Annotated in this window: 23 protein-coding genes; all 23 read right to left on the reverse strand. The window is 46.3% G+C overall.

Annotation, left to right across the window (positions count from 1 at the left end):
* Positions 1 to 37: 37 nt before the first annotated feature.
* The 23 genes from AC1DLM_RS11830 to iolD all read right to left on the reverse strand — a co-directional run bounded on the left by AC1DLM_RS11830 (position 38) and on the right by iolD (position 25267).
* On the reverse strand, positions 38 to 313 hold the full coding sequence (locus AC1DLM_RS11830) for a transporter suffix domain-containing protein (RefSeq protein WP_477570020.1): 276 nt from the start codon (positions 311 to 313) through the stop codon (positions 38 to 40).
* A gap of 151 nt (positions 314 to 464) precedes the next feature.
* On the reverse strand, positions 465 to 1439 hold the full coding sequence (locus tag AC1DLM_RS11835; protein ID WP_441989493.1) for a formylglycine-generating enzyme family protein: 975 nt from the start codon (positions 1437 to 1439) through the stop codon (positions 465 to 467).
* Between the two features lie 41 nt (positions 1440 to 1480).
* The gene (locus tag AC1DLM_RS11840; protein ID WP_441989492.1) at positions 1481 to 2020 is read right to left on the reverse strand and encodes a chromate transporter; all 540 of its coding nucleotides are present in this window, start codon (positions 2018 to 2020) and stop codon (positions 1481 to 1483) included.
* A gap of 17 nt (positions 2021 to 2037) precedes the next feature.
* Positions 2038 to 2685 (reverse strand): chromate transporter, encoded by a 648-nt coding sequence (locus AC1DLM_RS11845; RefSeq protein WP_477570021.1) that lies wholly within the window; start codon positions 2683 to 2685, stop codon positions 2038 to 2040.
* 640 nt (positions 2686 to 3325) lie between these two features.
* Positions 3326 to 4108, reverse strand: coding sequence for a glycoside hydrolase family 43 protein (locus AC1DLM_RS11850; protein ID WP_477570022.1), 783 nt, complete (start codon positions 4106 to 4108; stop codon positions 3326 to 3328).
* Between the two features lie 121 nt (positions 4109 to 4229).
* The gene (locus AC1DLM_RS11855) at positions 4230 to 4439 is read right to left on the reverse strand and encodes a hypothetical protein (RefSeq protein WP_477570023.1); all 210 of its coding nucleotides are present in this window, start codon (positions 4437 to 4439) and stop codon (positions 4230 to 4232) included.
* A 103-nt stretch (positions 4440 to 4542) separates the two neighbouring features.
* Positions 4543 to 4674 carry a hypothetical protein gene (locus AC1DLM_RS11860; protein ID WP_477570024.1) on the reverse strand — a complete coding sequence of 44 codons (132 nt, stop codon included), beginning with the start codon at positions 4672 to 4674 and terminating at the stop codon, positions 4543 to 4545.
* Positions 4671 to 6911, reverse strand: a complete 2241-nt coding sequence (locus tag AC1DLM_RS11865; protein WP_477570025.1) for a glycoside hydrolase family 88/105 protein — start codon at positions 6909 to 6911, stop codon at positions 4671 to 4673. The genes AC1DLM_RS11860 and AC1DLM_RS11865 overlap by 4 nt, the downstream gene beginning before the upstream one ends.
* A gap of 14 nt (positions 6912 to 6925) precedes the next feature.
* Complete coding sequence (locus AC1DLM_RS11870) at positions 6926 to 8677, reverse strand: hypothetical protein (RefSeq protein ID WP_477570026.1); 1752 nt, start codon at positions 8675 to 8677, stop codon at positions 6926 to 6928.
* A 1-nt stretch (position 8678) separates the two neighbouring features.
* Positions 8679 to 9626, reverse strand: coding sequence for a sugar phosphate isomerase/epimerase family protein (locus tag AC1DLM_RS11875; protein WP_477570027.1), 948 nt, complete (start codon positions 9624 to 9626; stop codon positions 8679 to 8681).
* A 97-nt stretch (positions 9627 to 9723) separates the two neighbouring features.
* Positions 9724 to 10743, reverse strand: coding sequence for a Gfo/Idh/MocA family protein (locus AC1DLM_RS11880; protein ID WP_477570028.1), 1020 nt, complete (start codon positions 10741 to 10743; stop codon positions 9724 to 9726).
* A gap of 28 nt (positions 10744 to 10771) precedes the next feature.
* Positions 10772 to 11851 carry a Gfo/Idh/MocA family protein gene (locus AC1DLM_RS11885; protein WP_441989484.1) on the reverse strand — a complete coding sequence of 360 codons (1080 nt, stop codon included), beginning with the start codon at positions 11849 to 11851 and terminating at the stop codon, positions 10772 to 10774.
* Between the two features lie 118 nt (positions 11852 to 11969).
* The gene (locus AC1DLM_RS11890; protein ID WP_441989483.1) at positions 11970 to 13640 is read right to left on the reverse strand and encodes a type 2 periplasmic-binding domain-containing protein; all 1671 of its coding nucleotides are present in this window, start codon (positions 13638 to 13640) and stop codon (positions 11970 to 11972) included.
* 59 nt (positions 13641 to 13699) lie between these two features.
* On the reverse strand, positions 13700 to 14572 hold the full coding sequence (locus tag AC1DLM_RS11895) for a carbohydrate ABC transporter permease (protein WP_477570029.1): 873 nt from the start codon (positions 14570 to 14572) through the stop codon (positions 13700 to 13702).
* A gap of 45 nt (positions 14573 to 14617) precedes the next feature.
* Positions 14618 to 15583 carry an ABC transporter permease gene (locus AC1DLM_RS11900; RefSeq protein WP_441989481.1) on the reverse strand — a complete coding sequence of 322 codons (966 nt, stop codon included), beginning with the start codon at positions 15581 to 15583 and terminating at the stop codon, positions 14618 to 14620.
* 518 nt (positions 15584 to 16101) lie between these two features.
* Positions 16102 to 17115, reverse strand: coding sequence for a LacI family DNA-binding transcriptional regulator (locus AC1DLM_RS11905; protein WP_171634159.1), 1014 nt, complete (start codon positions 17113 to 17115; stop codon positions 16102 to 16104).
* Positions 17116 to 17190: 75 nt separating this feature from the next.
* Positions 17191 to 18009 carry a 5-deoxy-glucuronate isomerase gene (iolB, locus tag AC1DLM_RS11910; protein ID WP_441988141.1) on the reverse strand — a complete coding sequence of 273 codons (819 nt, stop codon included), beginning with the start codon at positions 18007 to 18009 and terminating at the stop codon, positions 17191 to 17193.
* 19 nt (positions 18010 to 18028) lie between these two features.
* A complete protein-coding gene (gene iolG / locus AC1DLM_RS11915) occupies positions 18029 to 19069 on the reverse strand; it encodes an inositol 2-dehydrogenase (protein ID WP_441988140.1) in 1041 nt (346 codons plus the stop codon).
* A complete protein-coding gene (gene fba, locus AC1DLM_RS11920) occupies positions 19066 to 19944 on the reverse strand; it encodes a class II fructose-1,6-bisphosphate aldolase (protein WP_441988139.1) in 879 nt (292 codons plus the stop codon). The genes iolG and fba overlap by 4 nt, the downstream gene beginning before the upstream one ends.
* Before the next feature lie 32 nt (positions 19945 to 19976).
* Positions 19977 to 21422, reverse strand: a complete 1446-nt coding sequence (locus AC1DLM_RS11925; RefSeq protein WP_441988138.1) for a CoA-acylating methylmalonate-semialdehyde dehydrogenase — start codon at positions 21420 to 21422, stop codon at positions 19977 to 19979.
* Positions 21423 to 21453: 31 nt separating this feature from the next.
* Positions 21454 to 22464, reverse strand: coding sequence for a 5-dehydro-2-deoxygluconokinase (gene iolC / locus AC1DLM_RS11930; protein WP_477570030.1), 1011 nt, complete (start codon positions 22462 to 22464; stop codon positions 21454 to 21456).
* Positions 22465 to 22471: 7 nt separating this feature from the next.
* Complete coding sequence (gene iolE / locus AC1DLM_RS11935; RefSeq protein WP_441988136.1) at positions 22472 to 23380, reverse strand: myo-inosose-2 dehydratase; 909 nt, start codon at positions 23378 to 23380, stop codon at positions 22472 to 22474.
* A 21-nt stretch (positions 23381 to 23401) separates the two neighbouring features.
* Positions 23402 to 25267 carry a 3D-(3,5/4)-trihydroxycyclohexane-1,2-dione acylhydrolase (decyclizing) gene (iolD, locus tag AC1DLM_RS11940; RefSeq protein ID WP_477570031.1) on the reverse strand — a complete coding sequence of 622 codons (1866 nt, stop codon included), beginning with the start codon at positions 25265 to 25267 and terminating at the stop codon, positions 23402 to 23404.
* Between the last annotated feature and the right edge of the window lie 58 nt (positions 25268 to 25325).

Here is a 25325-nt window from a genome sequence, read left to right on the forward strand (position 1 = left end):
AAAAAAGCAGTATTCCTGAGTTAGGAATACTGCTTTTTTATACGTCGTCTTGTTTGATGGATACCTGATCTGGATTGTTTTGAACGTTCTTCCGTTTCCAGTTTTTCGGATTGAGGTAGCTTCTATATTTCTTGGCAACCTCTTTACCTAATAAAATGCCGCCTGTCCAGAAGGTAACCTCGCTGAAAATAAGCAKCCCCGCAATCCACTTGGCCATACCGCCTCCGGTATGTACGAAAAATGGAATGGTAAAAGCACTTATAAAAGCGATTGTCGATAGTATTAACAAGGTGATGCCTAGTTTCTTAGCCATGTCATGTCCCCCTTATGTTTCAAAATAAACCTGATCCTACAGGTCGATGTCTCCTCCTATCATAAGCCCAAGACCTACATAATCTATCGTAACCTCACACATGGCAAAAAGCCACCTATTCCCCAATGGAAAAGGTGGCTTTTCTTTTCAGTTAATTGACATCCGCGGCACATCGAAACCCAATGTTGCCGGTTGAGCTGTCTGGCGTATTTTTGCTTCGTGCAGCCACACGATAGCGATTGCAGTAGGAACGTTGACACAAGTACGAGCCGCCTCGAAGTACTCGCGTGTCTCCGGATGGAGGACCGACAGGGTTGTCCCGTTTGCCCTTCACATGATAGTTCGGGCTGAACCAATCGGAGCACCACTCCCACACATTGCCTGCCACGTTATACAAACCGTAGGCATTCGGCTCGAACGCTTTGACAGGCGCAGTGCCTGCGTAGCCGTCACTTTGATTGTTTTTGTCAGGAAACTTCCCTTGCCAAATGTTACACATATGCTTTCCGCCTGGCTTAAGCTCGTCACCCCACGGATATCGCTTCTGGGCTAGTCCGCCGCGAGCGGCATATTCCCATTCAGCTTCTGTTGGTAGACGTTTGCCTGCCCATTTGCAATAGGCCATCGCGTCGCTCCATGAAACATGGATAACCGGGTGATCCCAGCGATCTTCAACATGGGAGTCGGGTCCCTCGGGATGCAACCAATCTGCTCCCTCAACCACCCACCACCATGGGGTTTGTTGCACTTTATTCTGCACGCGTGCTGCCGTCGCTTCGGACACAAATAAATGAAAAACAAATGACCAGCCAAAGGACTCGGCCTCTGTTTTGTAATTCGTAGCATCAACAAATTGCTTGAAATCAGCATTCGTTACCGCACAAGTGTCTATGTAGAAGGACTTAACGTTAATCTCACGTACGGGTCCTTCGCCATCCGCTGGGAAACCTTCACGGTCGTCCGTACCCATTAAAAATTTTCCACTTGGAATGAGTACCATACCTTCTTTACCAATTGGACCAGCTGCCTCTGGTATCTCAACAGAAATTAAAGCTTCCGGATGTGCCGATGGTTGATCCGATGACGCACGGCTGGCTGAACAGCAAGTTGGTTTATTCGTTTCCATAACGGTCGTCCTCTCAATTTCGTTCTATCAGTTGCATGCTATTAACTAAATATAGCAATTCCGACGAGTGCCGACAATACAATGGTTGCGAGTGGATGCCATTTGTATTTATATACAACGATAAACACACCCGCCGCGATTAAAAGAGTGAATAATACCTGCCACGAAAATAGTTGTTGCGTACGATCTGAGAAGCCAAAGTGAATCGCCGCATAGACGATTAATCCTGTAACAATCGGTCTTAACCCATAAAAAGTAGTGTGCACCGCTTTACTTTGAACTATTTTATAAAAGAAAGAAGAAATGATGAGGACAATAACCAACGACGGCAATACGATGCCAATCGTAGAAATCATAGCACCAAGAATGCCATCTGCTTGATAGCCAATTATTGTGGCTGTGTTCGTTGCAATCGGCCCAGGCGCCATCCCTGCAGTAGCCACACTCTGAGCAAAATGCTCTGTAGTCATCCATTCATGCTGCTCGACCTCATGTTGAATGATCGGAATCATCGCATAGCCGCCGCCGAATGACATGAATCCTATTTTCAAAAAGGTAATAAACAGCTCCCATAACACCATCTACATCGCCACCTTTCTTATATCCCATCCGCGATATAATAATCGTAGTAGGTGTAGCCATTGTAGGAAGTGTGTACAGGTTCTTTGCCTTTTTCCAAACTAACTTTGAAGCCAAACGTTTCTTTCACTTTGACGAAAATAAATCCAATAAACAAACCAATGAGAATCATGAAGAGCGGATTGATGGGAAGCAGCAACAGAATCGCTACCGTGCTAATTGCCGTAATTAACGTAGTTTTATCAAAAATAGCCGAACGTGCCATATTGTAAGCCGCCAACACGATGAGTCCAATGATTGCTCCATGAATGCCTTTGAACGCGGCCACGACTTTCGGATCTGCCTGCATGAATAGTAAGAAAAAGCTAAGTACTAATGCGATTAAAAAGGTTGGCAAAGCAATGCCGATGACGGCTGCTACAGCACCTGGAATTCGCGCCAAGCGGTAGCCAATAAATGCCGATGCATTTACGCCAATCMCGCCAGGCGCTGAGCCTGCAACCGCTATGATATTGGATATCTCGTCTTCCGCGATCCAAGCCTTTTTATCAACCACTTCCCGCTCAATGACGGGAATCATGGCATATCCCCCGCCAAACGTGGAAGGTCCGATCTTAAGAAATGTCCAGAATATATCCAAACAAAGGTGTAATTGTTGTTTCTGCATATGGATTCCCCCTCTAGCCCATTTGTATGGTAACTCAATTATACTCCACTTAACTCCAAAATGGAATAAACAATTTGTTCGGATGGAGATTTTTGAAATTGACCGGCGGTTTCAATGCGGAATTAATTCCTATAATCCGATAGATTCACTTAGTTTAACTCAATGTGATTTTAAGTTTTTGTAAGGGATAGCGCTAGATGGGCTCGCGTAAGTCGATTTTTTCGACTTACAGCCTACGGGCGGCGCTTTCGAGCTCGCGCTACACCCAGTAGTCCGATTTTATCGAACTAATCACACATTCCGCGTTACAGAACCTTAATTGGTCCGAAAAAGCCMAACTAAATTGCCTCAAACAACCCTGACGTGGGGAAAGTAGCTTATTAGTTTGCTAGAATCGGACTAATGGCATTTTCTTACTCGTAGTCACCAATTTAGTTCGGAAATATCGGACTAATGCCCTGCGAAAGCATAAATAGCCAAGAGATGGACATCCATCTCTTGGCTTCTCCTGTACTTGTCAACAATCTGATTACCTGCCTGCCAGCACCTTTTACCTCTTACCTGCCACGCTAGTACTCAACTCACTCACTAGAATCTAGTATATTCTCTCTTCACTACATTCTACTATATCCTCTCTTCACTACATTCTACTCACATACCACCCAAATTGAATCCCACTACTTTTCACCCTCAGCACAGAACCATGCCTGGCCCCCTTGGGCACATTCACTTGTTCCGTAACATCATCCCACGAGTTCAGATCCTTCGAGCGGAAGGCACCGTAATAATGCTCCTGGAATCCATCTACAAGTAGAATCCATTCTTTGCTTTCATCACGATCCACAGAGTAAAGCGTCGGTCCTTCGGTAAGCGCTGGTGTGATCAACTCGGATATACCAGTAATTGTCGGAGTATCACTCAACTCCTTAGCTACTATACAGGAACGGATGGCTTTGTTCGCAGTTCCTTGCTCATTCTGCCCGCGCTCGTCTTTGAACAGCATGACATAACGATCAACAAGATCCATAACTGTCGCGTCGATGACGTTATAGCCTGGATCGAAGAACAGCTGTGCTTCCGAGAAATCCTGGAAATCCGTCGTTGTCACCGACCAGATGCGATGATTTCGCGGTCCTGTTCCCACCGTTGAGGACCATACGATCCGGTACGCCTTCTTGACAGTATCGTAGAAAGCTTCCGGTGCCCAAGCATTTTGCGTCTCAGGCAGGTGCTCCATCACAGGAATCAACTTAGCATCGTGCCATTGCATAAGATCGTGTGACCAAGCGCAACCTAAGCTATTGCTCTGCCAGCCGTCTGTCCAGAGAAGATGAAACTTACCTTCAGCATCTTCGATAAGGAACGGATCACGCAGCTGCCCTGTGCCAATCGGCGACTCCCAGATACGACCTCCGCCGTTCATTTCGCGCCACTGGAAACCATCTTCACTCGCAGCCAGAAACAGTTTTTCTTCTTTTTCCGTAAAATAACTGAATACCTACACGTAGACTCATACTCCTTATTTACATAACATCTCTTCTTCCCTAAGCCACTTGTTTATGAAAGACGAAGTTGGAGGCTTCCATGCTGACGACGATATCCAGTGCGCATATTTGTTCATAGGCCGCAATCAGCTTCTCATACTTTGGACATCGCAAGCTAAAAACCAAATGCATGACCGGGATTTCCTCACCATTTCCTTTCTCGACTAATGGAGAAATAGAACTCTCTAGCATCATTTTGAGATGAATCACTTGTATGCCCTGTTCCCCAAAACGAGCGGTTAATGAGCCGAGGAAACCAGGATGATCGTTAATCCTTGATGGTCGCCGAGCCCAAGCAAACTAGAATATGCGTTCAAAAGCCTGCCGCATGATTGTTCCATTCCCTTTCAAGACCAATTAAGTCGCCTAGAATGACTGCTAACACCATGCGAATAATTAAGTCTAAATGACTAATTTGCCACACAATATTGGCGGCAGTTATCATTGCTCAACCTCAAGCGGCTCTGCCAACCATTGGTTCAACTTCACAACTTCCGAACCAGCAAGCATCATAATGCCAACGCCATGATTGTCATTTTTGACGGTGAGCAGATCCTTCTTATAATAATCCGCCGTAAACGCATATCTCGATCCACTGCATACACCGTGCACATTCCCTTGTGCATCAATCGCAATGCGAGTAAGACCATCCCACGCTTTCAATGCCGATTCAATGAACCGCTGCGGCTCTTGGAGCCAACCAAAGCGAACACCTCGAGCAAAGGAATAAGCGAACATTGCTGTACAAGAAGCTTCCTCATAAGCATCTGTATCATTTAAAACCTGATGCCATAGACCGCTTTCCGCTTGAAGATCCGCATATCCACCACACAGCTCGTTGAAGAAATCCACAAGCGCCGGTCGTGCTTCATGTGAATCTGGCAATGCTTCCAACACCTCTGTTAGCGAAAAGAGTGTCCATCCATTGCCACGTCCCCATGGGATCCCAGTCGCCATACCATATTTAAAATCAAAGACGTGCGACATAATACGTTCTTCCGGCAAGTACAAGTACTTGCGGAACAGCAAGAATTGCTTCGCTGCTTCATCAAGTGCTTCCGATACGCCAGTAATCTGGGCATAGCGGCACAGAAACGGTGTGCTCATGTAGAGATCGTCCGCCCACATCGTATTTTCCGAATATTCATCCTTACATTTCCGATAAAAAGCCCCGTCTTCTTTGCGTTCCAACCCGTAGAAGATGAAATCTGCGATACGATTCGCAATAGCCATGAAGTTCTGATCCTCCCATGCCTGATACGCCTCCAACATCGCGGAGCCAAAGGAACCGCAGTTGTCGAGCATTTTCATCATAACCAATTGTTGATTAATCGCGGGGAACCCATACTGCTCACGATCCCATAGAGAATACGCGAACATGTCTGTACAACTTTGAACATGGTCCAGTGCGTACTGTGTAATATCTGAGCGCTCTAATAAGCGGCCTGTTTGCAACAGCCCATAAATCGTAACACCAAGCGGATAATCCCAACGTGCATAATTCGTCACATTGCCAACTGTCCATTTATTGCTCAGCATGGCATTCTCATAGTAAGGGCGAATCCATGTGTCAGGACGATCCAAGCGCCAATAGGTTTTCTCATCGGAATTCACGTCGATTGTATACACGCGATCCGTCTGTACCAAATCCTCGTACGATAAAGAAACGTTCGCAGACAGAGGGCCTAGGTACAACCAAGGGTCTGCRGCGCCATGAACTTGCTTCGGTAAACTGAGCGGGACAATCTCTTCACCGATGGAAGTCTCCATCGTGAAGCCCCAAGCGTGATTACCACAATCACTCCGAATGAGTAGATGATGTTGACCATAAGAAAGCGGCACCTCGACATGAAAGTTGCCTGGCTCCGTAAGCTCCAGCACTAGTTTGCCTTCCAGCCAAACCGTTAGCTCTCCAGTTGCACTGCCCTCGATTACGCAGGTTTCTCTGCCCGGTCTGACATTGTTCAGCTTCGTCCAAGCAAAAGCCTGTTTACCAGGCTGTCTCCCAAACAATCGCTCGCAGACAGGCAGTAAGAGCTCATTCTCATCCCATTCACGATTAGGCAGCCAACGTAGGCCATTATTCTTCTCTGAGGACATCGCATCTGGCAAGGAACGCCCCTCGAAAATATCGTTGTCAATGGGCGAGGAAAATACCCATCCCGCTTGCCCTTTACGTTCTGCGAACGGAGCTAGCACGTTCAGAATGCGTACCTTCGCCTCATCAGAACCGAATAAACAGCCGAAACCAGCAGCCGTATGCTTCGCTTTGATAAAGAGACGATTCCAACCTTTGACGAAGTCCAGATTTAACTTCACAGTCGCATCCGGCTTAATCTCGTCAATGACCGTTGAGCGATACGTCAGCTCATCATTGAAGTAAAACTGGATCGGCCCCAAACAGCCCAATAAAACATCCAGATTACGTTCACCATCACTCCAAACTAAGGCATAGGCATAAGAGAATTGACCGGGCTTTGCTTCAGGAAATCTGCGGCCCAAATCGAGATCAAACATCCCTTTTTCATTTTGCAAAACGCCCCCTCGGCTGAATGCTCGAAATGCGAAGGGGACAGGTGGATTCGCACCAATGTAGCGATCTGCAAGCACTTTCAATGTTTGTTTATTGTCATTCCCTAAACGGGTTTGTATACTCTCTTGTTCATTGAAATAGGTCGTCATAACGAACTCCMTTTCTACAGTAGACGGATCTTGAACGTCCGATCATAAGGTGTAACCAAGTTGATATGGACATATTGGCATCCTGGTGGATGTTGATCTTCACGAACGATAGGCAGGATATGTTCATAGGCACCTGAAGAAATTTCAATAACATCTCCCTCTGCTTCGTACGTCATCGAACCGCTTCGCAGGAAGTACTTGCCTTCTTCCCCTGCCAGCAAATCATCGCCACTCACCGCACCTTCATTTCCGAAAATGAAGGTCACTTGCGCGAAAACGTCCTCCCGCTCATCAGACGATACGTGGATCGTCCATTCGGAGTCTCCTGTGTTCACTATTTCCGCTTGCAGTTCAAGCTTCTGCAAATGAGTCATCGGCCGATGCTGATGCGGTAGCAAATACCACGGACTGATGGTTGAACCCTCCGTCCCTGCAGGCAGCAAATGACGCGGAATCGGACCGTTATAGCCTTTTTCCAACACCGTATCCAGCTTATATCCACCTTCGCTCGCTGTCAGATTCGTGAACTTCACAATGCCTGGTGAGAACGAAGTAGACAATTTGACACCGAGTAACCTTGCTTTCCCATGGCGCAACGAGAAGAAGGATGGCGTCTGCGACATGATCGTTACACTTTGATCCAGTTCACGAATCCGAACCAACGGAGCTCCGAAAGTGAGATGCATGCTGCTATGCTGGATGTGCATATGATGGCCAACCGMATCGATTTGCTGCAAATGTTCCTTCATAGGATGCTCTGCATTTATCATTTTCACATATCGATCAAGCAGCGGTGCTCGTTCAATGTGAGATATATCCGCTTCGGGATAAACGAGAATACTCATCAGCGGATGGTTGTTCACGCCTTCGTAGAAGCCTGTGATGTAGGATCCCGCATAATCGGCCATGGCCGCAAAGATGGGATCCTGATCATGCGCCGCCATTAAGCGATAAATCGGAAAGTAGTTCGCCATCGTAGCAGTCTGACCGAAATCCTGACGTCCTGAGTAGTCCGTTACCACTTCACCAGACGGGTGAATTAAGTACATCATCATACGAAGATTACTTCGCACACATGCGATCAGTTCAGGACGGTTCATCAAACGACCCGTATGATAAAGGGCAATATTGCTAACTGCGTTATAGATCCCGTTGCTGCGCTCTGTCCATTCCCCATCTTCGGTAATATCTAATCCTTCAGCTAACCAGTCTTCCGCTCGTGCGATCAACTCGTGCTGTGGGAAAATTTCAAATAATAGACATAGTGCAGCGGTAAGCACCCATCGATGATTCGGCGTGTGACAACCACCAGTCAGCATGGCTGGTATCGTGCGCTCTAAGAAGAGCTTCAGCTTAACTGTCACTGGCTCAAGTTCAGCCCAGTCGTGTTTGTTAAGCAGTTGGTACATTTGTGTCACACCACCGACTACGAACGCGGTATCGGGGGGAGAATTATAATTCGTAGAACCCAGTGAAACCGTACCATCCGCATGTTGTCTGTTCAGCATGAACGCCACCGCTTTATCCAATGCGTTCAATAGCAAGCTATCCTGATAATAGCGAGAATCCGGGTTCACCAAAGCAGACGCCCAGCCAGCTATCATTCGCGGTGTACTCATGTGATTCGCCCGGGCAATGCCCGTTTCATCCATAATACCACCGTAATATTTGGATTGCGGATCAAGAATCTGCCCCAGAAGCGTAGCTTCCGTTAATTCATCATTCAAGCTAACTAAGCGATTATAAATAGGATCCACGTAAGTCACCTTACCCTTTCCTAGCTGCGATTTTACTTGTGATGAGGTTGTGACTCTCATGAATTTCATTCGGCTCGCATAGCGCTTTTAATTCATATACTTTCACTTTGGCATAATCGATGGCTTCTAGGAAATGGTCGAAATAGTGTAGGTCCTTGCTATGAACATAAGGACACCAATGATCGGCAAGTTCCAGCGTTTCATGGATGTGTACACCATAAATATATTTCTTCACTTCTTGCAGTTCTTTGAGATTATCGTATAAGCCCATTCGGTCCATCATCATCGCATGGCCGATATCGTACCATAAATATACAGGACTGCCTGCCAAGTTTTCGCAGATCGTCTTCGCTTCCATCAAAGAAGGCATCTGATACGATCTAGAGCGAGTTTCAATGCCGATTGCGACATTCCAGCCTTTTCGAGCCGCATGCTCGCTTACAATCTCCAAACTTTCTTGAATTCTTTGCGTATACAATGGACTCAAACGATCTCGTCTTTCGATCATGACGCTCCACAGTTTCTGGTACTCCGGTGAATCCTTGCCGTGATCTCGATAAAGCCTTTTCAAATCCACATCAATGTTATAGTCAAAAGGTACTTCACCTGGGTGCACGACCACAGCTTTGGCCCCATATCGGTTGGCATATTCCATAGAACGGATTAGTAACTCCACGGAACGCTTACGCTTCGCTTCATCATCGAACCCCAGCATGACGGAATCTGTATCATAATCCTTATCATTGATGAATGGGAAAACGTTGTGCACACTGGATACACCAATCTCACCCTTCTCAATCATCGGCTCAATCGTTGTCATCATTTCTTCCGTAACGTTATAGTTAAGCTCAACATTGCGAAAGCCCAGTTCTTTAATTTCCTCAATCATGCCACGTCCTACCGCGTGCTTCTTGATGTTCCAACAGGTTGAAAAGGAATATTCCCCTTTATCGATCATGTCTCTTCCTCCTAAAAATTTTTCTATATTGAAAGAAAGGTCAGAATTCCCTTACTGCTCTGAAGGGGATGCTCTGGCCTTTCCTTGGGATACGGTTTTATTCTGAAAGGTCACTCAACTTCATCACAGCACCATAACGTGCGGATAAAGTCGATGCTTCCATTAAACGGGTCAAATCAAAAGCAAGTTCAATATTCTCTGTCGCCATCGTTCCTTGCTGTATATGGGATACCCATTGTTCGAAGGCAGAAGGCAGCTTTGGTAAATCGGTCACCTCTTGCCACCCTGCAGCTGCTTCACCTGACATTTTGGAGCTGCGGATGCGTAATTTATCGTCCGTTCGGGCATACATAAGGTTACCTTCTGTTCCTTGAATCTCCATATCAAATTGCGAATAGCTGTTAACAAATCCAGCTTCCACAATGCCCAGTGCACCGCTTGGATATCGTAATGTGACTACGGCACTATCTTCAACTTCGCGATCGGTGATGTAGCCGAAGCTTGCACTAACGCTTTCTGGTAATCCCAGAAACAGTCGAGCTAAGTACATCGGATGACACCCAAGGTCCATCAGCGCTCCCCCACCGCATTGCTCCAAGTTGAAGAAATGAGATGGAAGTGCTCCGTTTGGATGTTTGTCTGTTCGCAGCGCACCGTTATGTGCAAGTCGAATACGTACAGTGGTAATCGTGCCTAGGAGACCTTCACGGATAAACGTTAACGCCGCTTGTGCGAAGCCCATGTAAAGACGCGGTAAGGACACGGTTAATTTGACCCCTGTTTCCTCTACCACGGCAAGTATTTCTTTGCATTCTTTGGTGGTCGTAGCTACCACTTTTTCCGTGAATATGTGCTTACCTGCTCTGGCAGCTGCGATAATGACCTCATGATGTCGATTCGTTGGTGTACCCACAATGACAGCATCGATCTCAGGATTTTTCAACAACTCATCCAAGTTTCTGTAAAAGGGAACACCGAGTTCTTCGGCCTTCTCCCGACCTCGTTCCCCAATTTCATCCCATACAGCAACAATTTCGGTATCCGTATGTTCGGCAGCTAGACGTGCATAATCTTTGGCATGGACGTGCCAGAAGCTCAACATCGCTACTTTCATCATAGTTCGACTGCGCCTCTTTTCTAATGTTTTAGTCAAAATAGACAGCTTTACCCGTGCGATTCGATTCATAGATCGCTTCAAGAATCTCAGAAACGACACAGGATTGTTCTGGTGTCACGACCGGCTCTGTATCATTGATGATGGCATTAATCCATAAACGGATTTCTTTATCCTGCATCGTTTCTTTCTTACCTTCATAGAAATCTGCGCCTTTCGCTTCGAATTGCATGTGGTTCACATAGAGGCGGCTATGCTTTTCGCCATTAATACGTAAGCCATCCTGCATATCGGCACCGCCTTCGGTACCGCAAAGCGTACATTTCGCTTCCTTCGTATCGAGTGTATTGAGCGCCCAGCTTGCTTCCACCATAATGGTCGCACCATTTTTCATCACGATCATAGCAAAAGCTGAATCCTCAACTTTGAACTTCTCTGGATCCCAGGGACCCCAAGAATTTGCCGCATTTTCCTTACGCGAAAGTTTATGATAAGCGGTGCCAAGCACCACCTTAGGTTCATAGTTATTCATTAACCAAAGCGTTAAATCGAGCGCATGCGTTCCAATATCAATCAGCGGCCCGCCGCCTTGTTTCTCTTCATCCAAGAATACCCCCCAAGTGGGAACACCACGTCTGCGAACAGCATGTGCTTTTGCAAAATAAATGTCACCTAAATCGCCATCTTCAATAACTCGTTTCAAATGTTGACTGTCTGCACGGAACCGATTGTTATACCCAATTGTTAATTTTTTACCCGTACGTTTCGCAGCTTCCACCATGCGGCGACCATCTGCGGCTGTTTTGGCCATCGGTTTCTCACACATCACATGCTTGCCTGCTTCCAATGCCGCAATTGAGATTTCGGCATGTGTATCATTCGGTGTACAGATGTGAACCACATCAATCGTTGGGTCTGCGAGTAATTCGCGGTAATCATCATAGACTCTGGCTCCAGGTGCGCCAAATTTCTCAGCTGCCTTATGTGCACTTGCCGGAAAAATATCAAAAAAACCGATAATTTCGACTTGCTCAATTTTGCTTAAGCTGGGTAAATGTTTCCCCGTTGCAATGCCGCCACAACCGATGATGGCTACTTTCACTTTGTTCACTGTTAGTTCCTCCCATGATGTATTGCTGATATCTCCCTATTAAAGAAGATGCTGGACATCGAGAAGCTGCCTGACATGCAGGCAGTCCTAATCGATATCCAGCTTCTCTAAGGTACGATTACTTCACAAACTCCATTTGTTGTTTTACAATTTCCTTCGCATCTTTAGCAAGGAAAGCTGTATCTTTGTTCTCTGAATACCATTTGTTCATGAAATCCTCAAGCTGTTTGCCGCCTGCTTTATCCCAAGCTGCTTTTGAATCGTTAATCGCTTGTTCTGGTGAGTATTTAGCACCGCTAAGAATAGCCTTAACGAAGAAATCGTTTTTCTCTTTAAGAATGGTTGTATTAATAACATTAAGATCGGCAGGAAACACAGGCATATGATCCCCTAGTGTAATCCCTGGATACTCTCTTGCTGGATCGAAGTAGATCTTCTGAGCAGCTTGAAACAATTGCAAGTAGGCTTTTTGTTCAGGCAACAAATCAGGATTAGATAGACCGCTCAAGACATAATTACATTTATCCACACCAGATGAGAAGAACATGGCGTAATCTAAAGCATAAGCAACCTCATTTTTCGACTTATCTGGATCTATAACTTGCGGACAGCCGTTTGCTGCTTTTTTCCAGTGAGTTCCTTCGTCGCCGAAGATCATTTTACGAGCATTTTCCGGCTTCATCATGAAGTCAAGATAGCGTCCTACCGCTTCTGGGTCCTTCGCCTTCGCATTCACAACTGTTGTCATTTGAACTGGATTATCGAAGGCACCCGTGAATGTTCCCATTGGGGATTTCGGATAGCCTAATGGCGCCACTTCCCCAGTAGGGTTGTTCTTTTTGAAAGTAGCTAAGTCAAGATCCTGGGAAAACTTGACGAAGATCCCCATTTTTCCATTCAGGAAGTCCTGCTTGGCCTTATTACCGTCTTTATCATTAATATAATCTTTGTCTACAATGCCAGCATCATAGAGACTCTTCTTAAAAGTAAGGGAAGCCTGTTCTTTGTCCCATGCACGGACAACTTTACCATCCTTAATATCCCAAGCAAGCAATGTTGCTGAAGAACTCTCGCCGAATATCTCATTGATGGCCTGCTCGGAATACGTGCTCATGTTCATGCCGTACGTATCTTTCTTGCCATTGCCATCTGGATCTTGCTCAACAAACGCCTTCGCCACCGTATATAATTCTTCCGTTGTTGTCGGCATACTTAGATTCAGCTTTTTCAACCAGTCTGTACGAATGTAAAGTACATGCGCAGCTACCGCTTCTTTTACCTTACCAATCTCGTAAAGCTTGCCATCTGGCTTAGTCCCTGCTTTTTTCAACTGTGGATATTGGGTAAGTAATTTCTGGTATTCGGGCATGTATTGCAAGATATTGTCGATAGGCATTAGTTGTTTTTGGTCATACAAACTGCCTCTGAATGGTGTATTATACTCGTTGATGATATCCGGAGCAGAACCGGAAGCAAACAGAACATTCAATTTTTTCGTAGAATCACTACGTAGGATTGGGACTTGCTTTACATTGGCAGGTCCATTTTGGTTAATGAACTTGGTCCAGCGATTCTCTTCATAGGTGCCCTCCGATGCTGGGACACCTCCCCGATCATAAATGGTGACCGAAACATCTCCGCGCTTAGCTGGTGTTGCTGCGGCTGGCTTACTTGAAGTGTTTGGCGCAGTTGATGCTTCTTCTTTTTTGTCGCTGCTGCAACCAACTAATGTTGCCCCTAATGCGACTACCCCTACTGACATTCCAAGCCATAGTTTCTTGTTTTCCATGTGCATTTTCCCCCTAGAATGTTTTATATTAACGCTTAAAAAAACGGGAACACCTGTTTTTAACCTTTAACAGATCCTAGCATAACTCCCTTGACAAAATACTTTTGCAAGAAAGGATATACGACCAGCATTGGTACAACCATGACAACAACACCGACTGCTTTCACCATCTCCGTTGCAACGGTTGCTTGTTCCTCTAAATTAAGCGAAGGAGAGTTCAACAAATCATTCTTCTGCAACATCCCTTGGACAACTACGGTTAAGTTCATCATCTCACTTTGATTGATGTACATGAGCACATTCATAAATGAATTCCAGAACCCAATTCCATAGAACAACGCAAGCGTAGCCAGCATAGGAAGAGAGAGCGGCAAGATGATCCGAATAAGTAAGGAAGTATCGTTACACCCATCAATTCGTGCAGCTTCCTGCACTTCATATGGAATATTCTCGAAATAACTTTTCATAAGAAGCATGTTGTAGGTACTGATGAATCCGGAGAGCCATAAAGCCCAATAGGAGTCAATAAGGTGCATGTTCTTAATCACCAGATAGGTGGGAATCAACCCCCCCGAGAACAGCATAGTGAACACCATACCCAGAACCAGATAGCGTCGACCCATTAAATATGATCTAGACAACGGATAGGCTGCTAAAATCGTACCCAACAAACTCAATACCACACCAATCACCGTGATGATGATACTATTTTTAAAAGCACTCCAAGCAGGGCTGGCGATGAAGAATATTTTATAGGCTGTTAACTCTAAGCCCACTGGCCAGAAGAAGACATGACMTGATTCAACAGCTGACCGTTCGCTTAGCGATAGGGCTATAATATGAATAAATGGCAGAATGCACGTTAAGGCGATTAATCCGAGTACGAAATAATTGATTGCATAAAATATTTTTTCTCCGTTTGTCGCTTTCATATAAATCCTCCTTCCACGGATGTTAAACTTGATACCTACATGATTCTAGAAGAGTGCCTGATCGAATTTCTTCGCGATCCGATTAGCTATTAACACGAGACTGCAACTAATAATGGATTCAAAGAATCCCATTGCTGTTGTTAAACTAAACTGTGCATTGCCCAAGCCAATTTTATAAATATACGTACTTATGACTTCCGATACATCCGCTACCCCAGCGTTCTGTAGGTTATATACTTGGTCAAAACCTACTTCCATAATCTTCCCCATCGCTAAGATGAGCAATAAGATAATCGTGTGACGAATGCCTGGAATTGTGACGTGCCACATTTGCCGCCACTTCGCAGCCCCATCCATTGCAGCTGATTCATAAAGTGAAGGATCAATCGTCGTTAGTGCAGCTAAGTAGATGATGGTACTGAAGCCCATTTCTTTCCAAATGCCTGATCCCACAAAAATGGCTAACCATGAATTGGATTCATAGAGGAAGTTAATCGGTTCCATACCGAACAAGGCAAGCACCTTATTAATCGAACCATAATCTGTTGCGAATAGAGACAACACGATGCCGGAAACAATAACCCATGAGAAGAAATGCGGTAGATAGACAATCGTTTGTACCCATCGTTTGAACCAAGATTTTCTTACCTCATTCAGCAAAATAGCAAGGAATATCGGCATTGGGAACCCGAACACCAAACTCAGAAAACTCAACCAAAACGTATTCCACATAATTTGGAGCGTATTTGAGCTAGAGAAGAGAATGTGGAAATTCTTCAATCCCACCCAAGGGCTGTTTAAAATTCCGTCAGCGAAGTTGTAGTTTTTGAAAGCGATAACAAGTCCGCCCATTGGCCAATATTTGAATAAAATATAGTAAGCAATTACAGGGACCAGCATGATAAACAAAGGAATATTCTGCTTCAGCCTTCTTCGGCGTTTTAGTCGCAAGGCATCTAATTCACTTTGTGTCATCTGGATTTTAGGAGTTTTAATAATATTCCCATTCATGTTTGCTTCACTCCTTTACATCAATCTTATAAACTTATCATATAAGTTTTCATAGGAAAAACCCTTAAAAAATTATAGAAGAAACTATAAATTCATTGGGTCATTTCTAGTGGATTTTTCCACATAAATAATGAAATATCTATAGATATTTGTGCTTGGGATCAACTTTTCGCGCTGAGGGACTAGCTCACCCTGCGAATGGAAATTAAATGGAAAAAATACAGCTATTTCAGCGATAGTTGCTAGATTTCCCGATTTAACTGTAAAAAATGTAGCTAAATTCGCCCGAATTACTCATTTCTGCGGAATTCCCTCTGATTAACTGTAGGTAATCCATCTAATCAGAGTTTGAACAGAAACTCACCGAAATTAACTACAGGAAATCCATTTATTCGTGTGGCGACCGATTGATCAAGAGGTATTCAGCTATTCACGTGGAGGGAACGACGTTTTCGCGAATCTATGAGAAAAAAAACTGCCTTCCCCTAAGGGAAAGCAGTCTTCGCTTCCTTATACGATCACTTTGCCGGAGCTGCTGTGGATTGCCTGATGATGAGTTCTGGACGCATAACGATGCGTTGCTTGGCTTGTGACTTCTTCTTCAGTTCGAGAATAAGCAGATCAACAACTTGCTTACCCATCGGCTCAATCGGCTGTGCAATTGTAGTAAGCGGTGGATCCGTCACAGAAGCTAGAATCGTATTATCGAAACCGATCACGGAAATATCTTCAGGAACTCGCAGCTTTAACTGTTTCGCAGCCTGCAAGGCGCCAATCGCGAGCATATCATTACAGCAGAACAGTGCAGTCGGCCGCTCGGCGGCAGGTTTCTCTAGAAGTTCAATAGCTTCGCGTTTGCCGTCTTCTACGGTATACCTACAATTCCGAACCCTCGCTTCGGGGAGTCCGATCCCCGCTTCAGCAAGCGTGGTCATGAATCCTTTTACCCGTTCACGACTACTCGTAACTTTGGTATGTTCKGCAAGGATCGCCATCCGAGTATGACCAAGCTCCAAGAGATGCTTAGCAGATAGCGTGCCACCAACGAAATCGTCAACAACAACGGTATGTACAGCCATATCCGGCATCTCCCGCGCAATCATGACAACAGGAATCGAACGCTCCATGAGTGGTGTAAGCATGTCCTTATTATCCATCCCGGTCCCGATAATCATCCCATCCACACTTTTTTGCTGGAGCAAGTTCAGATACCGTTCTACGCGTTCGTCTTTATTATCCGTGGAGCAGATGACAAGACTATATCCCAGATTATGACCTTGGTCCTCCACAGCCCTTGCGATTTCAGCAAAGAAGGGATTGGAAATATCAGGGACAAGCAGGCCTAACGTATATGTCTTCTTCCCCGTAAGTGCGGATGCGATGACACTCGGCTGGTAATTGAGTTTTTCCATCACCTTCAGAATTTCTGTGCGTCGTTCTTCGCTTATTTTCCCTTTACCGTTCATGACTTGCGAAACCGCTGCAATCGATACACCGGCTTCCCGAGCCACATCGTAAATGGTTGCCTTCATCGTACTACCCCATTTTTCTTGAAGAATACAGTTATTCCCCCATTATGACGGGGCTTGCCAGAACTTGCAACCGCCTTACGATTCGCTCGGCTTCGTCATGATCCAGGCATGGTCGGGGTCATTATTAAATTTCCATATCCGCGTAGGTCCAGCCATGACATTCAAATAATACACATCATAGCCCGGAGGCGCAGATACGGGGTGGTAGCCACGCGGAACTAGCACAGCTTCTCCGTTTTTAACAATTAACGTTTCATCAAGTGAACGATCATCCGTGTACACCCGTTGAATCGCAAATCCTTGCTCAGGCTGAACTCGGAAATAATACGTTTCTTCCAAAAAGGACTCATCCGGAAGCGCATCACGATCATGCTTGTGCGGTGGATAACTGGACCAATGGCCGTTCGGAGTGAAAACTTCGACAACAAGCAAACTATCCGCAGGCTCGCTCTCAGGTAAAATATTATGAATATAACGCTCGATATTCCCATATCCGCGTGTCTCAACGCCTACTTGCGCAGGCGCAATCAAGCGTGAACGATGATTCCCGGCACCAGGCGCTGAGCAAACAGCGAGCTGTAGGGAGGTTAACGCCTTCACTTCATAACTATCGTTGCTAGTCACATAAACGGAATACGGAGGAATTTGCTCAAACACGCTCATACGCTGACCAATTCCAAGCCATTGTTCTCCCTTCGTATGAACATCCGCTTTGCCGCTCAACAGGACGAGGCACACCTCTTGATCGGCGGTCTCACGTTTCAAGGTTTCTCCTGCTGCCAGCTGGACAACTTCGAAGCCAACATACTGCCAATGGGCCGATTCCGGCGTCACTTGTAGAAGGCTGCCTTCTTCATTCGGAGAAGATGCAGGTGTTACAATTAATTTGGACATCGTAACGTCTCCCTCTTTCTTAGGATATGGATGTTTCTGTGAGCAATTCCAATGCCTCGTTCACCTTCACTGGCCGTCCCAAACGGGAAGATAACTTCGCAGCTAATGCAATCCGTTCAGCTTGAACACCGTCATCCCCACTAACAGGCACACACTTATCATTCAAAATCGCATCAATAAACATTTGCGTTTCTTCTATATACGCAGCTTGATAGCGCTCAAGGAAGAAATGCAGCGGCTTATCACTCACAATCGAATCTGCTGTGGAGATCACAGCTGTATTCGGATGATCATTCGCAACGACCACACTGCCCTTGGAGCCAAACACTTCAACACGCTGGTCATAGCCATATACCGCTTGACGGCTATTATCAATCACACCTAGTGCGCCGTTCGCGAAACGAAGTGTCACAACCGCTGTATCCACATCGCCATGCTGAGCAAAATCCGGATTGATCAGTACATTTCCAACTGCATACACTTCTTCAACCTCGCTGCCTGAAACGAATCGAGCCATATCAAAATCATGAATCATCATATCCATGAAGATGCCGCCAGATACTTTGACATAATCGATATGAGGCGGATTCGGGTCACGGGAAGTAATTTTAATAATATGTGGATCGCCGATCCCCCCGCCTTGCACGACTTCTTGCACACGCTTGAAATTATGATCAAATCGACGGTTAAAGCCAATTTGCAGCTTCACGCCAGCTTTTTTAACTTCATCAATGGCTGATACGGTTTGCGTGATATCCATCGAGATCGGTTTTTCACAGAAAATATGTTTACCCGCACGCGCGGCCTGCGCAATCAACGGAACATGCGTATCAGTGGATGAGCAAATGAATATGGCATCGATATCTGGATGAGAAATAAGTTCGTTGCTTTCCTTAGTTACGATGGAAATGTTGCGATCTGCTGCCCATGCTTGGAGCTCTGGACCTGCAAACAGATCACTTACTGCCACAATCTCAACTTGCGGGTTCCGCAATAAATTGTCTGCGTGGATTTTACCAATACGGCCTGCGCCGATAATACCGATTCTGATCTTCTTCATCCTACGTTCCCTCCCGCTTTACCTGCACTTCCGAATAACTGGATTTTGGCTCTCACAGATGCAATGATGGCTTCCCGTGCTGGAATTAAATAATTCCTAGGATCATAGGCATCCGGATGATCATTCAAGAACGTGCGAATCGTTGCTGTGCAAGCGATTTGATTATCTGTATTTACATTAATTTTGGCTGTGCCACAAGCAATGGCTTGGCGAATTTCGTCATCGGGCAGACCGCTCCCCCCATGAAGCACAAGAGGTACTCCTGTTCGTTCCTTAATCTCAGCCATTCGTTCAAACCCAAGCTTAGGCTGTCCGCGATAAGGACCATGAACCGATCCAAGTGCAGGTGCTAAACAATCGATGCCTGTTTCCTGAACCATTTTCACACAATCCTCAGCCACCGCGTACATCCCATCTGCATCATCCACAATGAGATCATCTTCTCGTCCTGTGATTCGACCTAGCTCTGACTCTACTGATACACCAAGCACATGCGCAGCTTGCGTCACATGACGAGTCACTTCGATATTATGTTGGAGCGAATGATGGGAAGCATCGATCATCACCGAGGTAAATCCAGCGTGGATCGCTTTGATACATACGTCATAAGAGCTGCCATGATCCAAATGAAGAGCTACGGGCACTGTAATGCCGTAATGCTCGATCAAGGCTTTCACCATGCCAGCGATGCAAGGCAGTCCGCCCATATAGGGAATGTAAGCCTCACTGACACCAAGAATCACGGGCGCCTGCTCGAGTTGGGCCGCTTGTAAAATCGCTTGTGTGAACTCAAGATTATTTAAATTAAATTGCCCAACGGCATATTTACCTTCTAACGCCGTCAGCAGCATCTCTTTCATTGAGACGAGTGCCATACCAAACGCTCCTTTCTAGCGGAAACTCGCTGTTACCAGCGAGCCGTTACCATCTTTTTACGCGTATAGAATTCCACCCCATCCGTACCGTTAGCATGCAAATCGCCGTAGAAGGATTTCTTCCAGCCAGAGAATGGGAAGAATGCCATTGGCGCAGGTACACCAAGATTAATACCAAGCATCCCCGCTTCAATGTTTTCACGGAATTGACGTACATTGCTGCCATCTTGCGTAAACAGACATGCGCCATTCGCGAACTCGGAACGGTTGGAAAGCTCAATCGCTTCTTCGAGTGTTGCTACACGAACGATGGAAAGCACAGGAGCAAAAATTTCGTCTTCCCAAATTTTCATCTCGCATTGCACTTGATCGAAGATTGTCGGTCCTACGAAGTAGCCCGCCTCGGAAGCAGCGGCGTCTTTACGTCCATCACGGATCATAATGGCGCCTTCTTTTTCGCCGATGTCGATATATTTCAATGTACGCTCCTTGTGTCCACCGCGAATTACAGGACCTAAGAAAACGCCATCTTCATTTCCGTTGCCAATCGTAATCGCATCTGCCGCTTCAAGCAGCTTGCTAACTAGCGTATCCGCTACATCGCCTACAGCTACCACGACGGAACATGCCATACAGCGCTCGCCGGCAGAACCGAAAGCAGCATTGGTGATTTCCTTCACCGCAATAGATAAGTTCGCATCTGGCATTACGATGGAGTGATTTTTGGCGCCTGCAAGCGCTTGAACGCGTTTCCCGTTCGCTGCCGCTGTTTTGTATACATACTCCGCTACTGGCTGGGAACCAACGAAGGAGATCGCTTTAATATCTTTGTGCTCAAGAAGACCATTCACCACATCATGCGCACCATGAACGATGTTCAGCACACCAGCTGGCAATCCAGCTTCGTGGAACAATTCAGCTAGGCGGTTAGCCAAGTGAGGCGTACGCTCCGACGGCTTCAATACGAACGTATTGCCGCATGCGATCGCGAGTGGGAACATCCAGCATGGTACCATCATCGGGAAGTTGAATGGTGTGATGCCACCAATGACGCCGATTGGGTAACGGTACATCCCAGACTCCAGATTGGAAGCAATATCCGGAAGTTGTTTGCCCATCATCAGTGTAGGTGCGCCAGCGGCGAACTCCACACATTCGATGCCGCGAAGTACTTCGCCATAAGCTTCGGAGTAGCTTTTGCCGTTTTCTTTCGTCACGATACGAGCCAGCTCTTCCCAATGATCAACAAGCAGTTGTTGGTATTTGAATAGGACTCTTGCTCTCTTCGGTACTGGTGTACGGCTCCATGATTGGAACGCTTCTTGCGAATTACGAACCGCTTGATCTACTTCTTCTTTCGTCGAAATAGGAATATAAGCTAGAATCTCTTCAGTTGCAGGATTATAAACAGGTTCTGTTTGTGTTGCGGATGATGCGACCCATTCGCCGCCAATCCAGTTTTTCAATGTATGTGTCATAGCCATTTCGCTCCTTTAGGTTGATAAATCATTATGAGGCTGTAATTTCTCCGCGATTGCAACGTTCAATATAATCATCCACGGCAGCAGCAGTTGGCATAGCATCCGAGCAGCTATGACTGGAAATGACGATACAAGCAGCAGCGCTTCCGTATTCCATACTTTTCTCCAACGTCCAACCTTGCATAACCCCATAGATAAAGCCTGCTGCATAAGAATCACCAGCTCCAAAAGTCTTCACAACTTTCGCCGGGAAGCTCTTCGCACGATGTCCGACACCATCCGGTGTATAGGCGATAGAACCGTCTTTGCCATGCTTGATAATGACAATCTTCGCTGAATAGTCGAACCATTTGGCAGCCGTGATGTGGTCATCCTTTTCCGGATTATGCTCGAATTTCTCCATCATATCGAACTCTTCGCGCGTACCGAGGATGATATCGCATTTCTCAGCAGCCAGATTATAGTACACAGCCGTCTCTTCAGGCGATGTCCATGTGTATGGACGATAATCGAGATCAAATACGATGACTGCCCCATGCTTCTTCGCATAATTCAGTGCTTGGAACACCGCTTCACGTGATGGACTTTGAGCTAGCGCCGTGCCGGAAATCAGCAATACTTTCGCACCAGCAATCAGAAATTCCTGAACCTCATCAGGCGTAAGTTTCAAATCAGCCACGTTATCGCGATACATCAGAATGCTGCAATCTGTTGGGCTTTTGATTTCTGTAAAAGCTAACCCTGTCACAGCACCTGTGCGATCCGTCACGACATTGCTGGTATCAATCGCGTTGCGCTCTAAATAGGTAGCAATGAAACGGCCCATTTGATCATTCGCAATTTTGCCTATAAAAGCAGTCTTCATCCCTAATCGGGACATGCCGATCGTAATGTTCGCTGGCGAACCGCCGACATACTTCGTGAACGTCATCGTCTCTTCCATCGGACGGTGAATTTCGTTCGCATTCAAATCGATACATAATCTGCCGATAGCTACAAAATCAAGTGGTTTCTCTTGCGGGAATGTCACATAGRTCATGTCCTTATTACCTGCTTTCTTTGATTAATAAAGAATGGATATAGTTCAGTGCGTTTTTCGCATATTCGTATGCATTATGGGTTGCAGGATCTTGCTCACCTTCGAGCATTGCCCATCCGGTGTATTCACGAGCCAATAATTCTTTGAAAATCGGTGCAAAATCAAGGCAGCCATCCCCTGGTACGGTAAACACACCTTTGCGAATACAAGTTACGAAATCAACCTGCTCCGCGCGCGCTTCATCTAGTACAGCTTGACGAATATCTTTCAAATGGATGTAAGCAATTCGGTTGTAATGTTTGCGCAATACTGTCAACGGATCTCCACCACCGTAGTAGGTATGCCCTGTATCAAACAGCAGGTAGACCAAGGAAGGATCGGTTAGCTCCATCAATCGATCGATCTCTTCCGGTGACTCAACCACCGTTCCACCGTGATGGTGATAGGTCAGCTTCAGCCCATGTTCCGCTGCAATAGCTCCCGCTCGGTTAAGCCCTTCCGCTAAGCTCTGCCAACCTGCTTCATCGAGGCGAAGTACTTCTTTCTCGTTCGGTGTACGACGAGGATCAAAATGGAGCGAACCCCCGACTTCCGCTGTAGAAATTACCGTACTGCCCATTTCTTTCAGAAATAGCACATGTTTGCGGTAGGCTTCCAGCTCTTCTTCTCTATATGCGGGATCCGAGAACAGAACAGATTTCCACTGAGATACAAGTTGAATACCTCGTTTAGATAATTCGTTCTTTAATACGTTGATATCGGTCGGATATTTGCGTCCCATCTCCGTACCGGTCAATCCCAGTTTCTGGATCTCATCAACGATTTGTTCAAATGTGGTATCAGCGCCATGTTCCTTGACGTCCTCTCCCACCCAATTAATCGGATGTATGCCTAGCTTAAACGGTAGTGCTTCCATTGTTAGGTCACCTCTTCTTCGTTAAATGGGTTTAGCCGCTTGTATGTTTTTCTTCATTTCTTCATGGGCTGCTAACACTTTGGCACTCTCTGAAATCTCTGGTACGCCAACCTGCCACCAGGACTCATAGCCGCCTGTGTTCGTGCCAGGTACGACAGGGATTTCAATTAAGGTCGTTACTGTTTCTTTACTTGCCTGAAGCAGTGCGGACTTGAGCTCTTCTGCATTGGTCGCTTTGTAGGACTTCGCTCCCAAGCTGCGCGCATGTGCTGCGAAGTCAATCGGCATATAGCTTCCTGTCAGCTTACGCGTCCCTGTTTCCCGATAACGGAATTCATTCCCGAAGCCTTCGCTCCCTTGACTGCGTTGCAGATTATGAATGCATTGGTAGCCATGATTATCGAACAGCAGGATCGTAAATTTCTGACCCTCTTGCAAGCTCGTCACTAATTCGGAGTGAAGCATTAAGTAACTGCCGTCTCCGACGATCGCATAAACGTCACGCCCCGGTTCCGCCAAAGCTGCGCCGAAGGCACCGCTTACTTCATATCCCATGCAAGAGAAACCGTATTCCATATGGTACGTTTTGGGCTCAGTTGAACGCCATAAACGGTGTAAATCGCCAGGTAAACTTCCCGCTGCGCAAACCACAACCGAGGAAGGGTCAATTGTTTCATTAATCACACCAAGCGCATGTGTTTGAGCAAAGCCTTCGGCACACGCTGCTTGGTACAAACGTTCCACTTCACGATCCCATTCGTCTTTCAAAGTTGCTATGTAACCAGTCTCGTAGTTGCTCGAATAATCAAGAAATGTCAGTGTTTCGCGCAATACGTTTAGTGCTTCCTTCGCATCAGCTGTAATCGAAATACCGCCTAACTTCGAAGAATCGAAGCCGCTGATATTGATATTAATAAATTGCACATCGTCATTCTCAAAAGCTGATTTGGACGCTGTAGTAAAGTCGGAATACCGCGTACCCACGCCGATAATCAAATCMGCTTGTTTCGCCAGCTTGTTCGCCGCCAGTGCTCCTGTCACGCCAATCGCGCCGACTTGCAACGGATGGTTCCAAGGCAGCGAGCTTTTCCCTGCTTGCGTTTCCGCAACTGGGATGCCGAACACTTCTGCAAACTCCGCTAGTTCCTTCGTCGCTTCCGCATAGAGAACGCCGCCGCCAGCGATAATTAACGGGCGCTTTTTACCTAAGATCACTGCAGCCGCTCGCCCAACAGCTTCCTGCGCTGCTGGTCGGCGATCGATATAATGAACCTTTTTATCGAAAAAGGCTTCCGGATAGTCGTAGGCTTCCGCCTGCACGTCTTGGGGAAGCGCTAAGGTCACCGCTCCTGTTTCCGCAGGATCTGTTAACACCCGCATCGCTTKGGTCGCTGCGCTCATCAACTGCTCGGGACGAACAATTCGATCCCAGTATTTGCTCACGGACTTGAATGGGTCTGTCGCAGATACCGTATAATCGTTCATGACCTCAAGCTGCTGCAGCACGGGATCCGGCTGTCTCGACGCAAAATTATCCCCCGGCAGCAGCAGTACTGGGATGCGGTTAACGGTCGCCGTTGCCGCAGCCGTTACCATATTGAGTGCACCTGGCCCAATGGAGGTTGTGCAGGCATAAATTTGTTTGCGGTTCTTTTGCTTCGCGTAAGCGGTTGCAGCGTGGACCATCCCCTGCTCGTTCTTGCCTTGTATATACGTAAGGTCACCCGCGCTATACTCCAACGCCTCTCCAATCCCAGTTACATTGCCATGTCCGAAAATCCCCATGACACCTTGAACAAATTTAGTCTCCTGTCCATCGATGGATATGTACTGCTGGTCTAGAAAGCGAAGTAGTGCTTGTGCCATTGTAAGTCGAATTGTACGCATGTAAATCTCCCTTCTACTCATAGGTTAAGCGCTTAATCTTTCAAGTTTTAAGCGCTCG

Source organism: Paenibacillus sp. 01T442, from assembly GCF_056398345.1.

What these genes read in the sequence shown, in the direction of transcription:
- iolE (WP_441988136.1), bottom strand. Translation starts at nt 23,380, where the DNA reads ATGGAAGCACTACCGTTTAAGCTAGGCATACATCCGATTAATTGGGTG.
- AC1DLM_RS11835 (WP_441989493.1), bottom strand. Translation starts at nt 1,439, where the DNA reads ATGGAAACGAATAAACCAACTTGCTGTTCAGCCAGCCGTGCGTCATCG.
- fba (WP_441988139.1), bottom strand. Translation starts at nt 19,944, where the DNA reads ATGGCACTCGTCTCAATGAAAGAGATGCTGCTGACGGCGTTAGAAGGT.
- AC1DLM_RS11880 (WP_477570028.1), bottom strand. Translation starts at nt 10,743, where the DNA reads ATGATGAAAGTAGCGATGTTGAGCTTCTGGCACGTCCATGCCAAAGAT.
- iolG (WP_441988140.1), bottom strand. Translation starts at nt 19,069, where the DNA reads ATGAAGAAGATCAGAATCGGTATTATCGGCGCAGGCCGTATTGGTAAA.
- AC1DLM_RS11850 (WP_477570022.1), bottom strand. Translation starts at nt 4,108, where the DNA reads ATGAACGGCGGAGGTCGTATCTGGGAGTCGCCGATTGGCACAGGGCAG.
- iolB (WP_441988141.1), bottom strand. Translation starts at nt 18,009, where the DNA reads ATGTCCAAATTAATTGTAACACCTGCATCTTCTCCGAATGAAGAAGGC.
- AC1DLM_RS11840 (WP_441989492.1), bottom strand. Translation starts at nt 2,020, where the DNA reads ATGGTGTTATGGGAGCTGTTTATTACCTTTTTGAAAATAGGATTCATG.
- AC1DLM_RS11900 (WP_441989481.1), bottom strand. Translation starts at nt 15,583, where the DNA reads ATGAATGGGAATATTATTAAAACTCCTAAAATCCAGATGACACAAAGT.
- AC1DLM_RS11890 (WP_441989483.1), bottom strand. Translation starts at nt 13,640, where the DNA reads ATGGAAAACAAGAAACTATGGCTTGGAATGTCAGTAGGGGTAGTCGCA.
- AC1DLM_RS11925 (WP_441988138.1), bottom strand. Translation starts at nt 21,422, where the DNA reads ATGACACATACATTGAAAAACTGGATTGGCGGCGAATGGGTCGCATCA.
- AC1DLM_RS11860 (WP_477570024.1), bottom strand. Translation starts at nt 4,674, where the DNA reads ATGATAACTGCCGCCAATATTGTGTGGCAAATTAGTCATTTAGACTTA.
- AC1DLM_RS11875 (WP_477570027.1), bottom strand. Translation starts at nt 9,626, where the DNA reads ATGATCGATAAAGGGGAATATTCCTTTTCAACCTGTTGGAACATCAAG.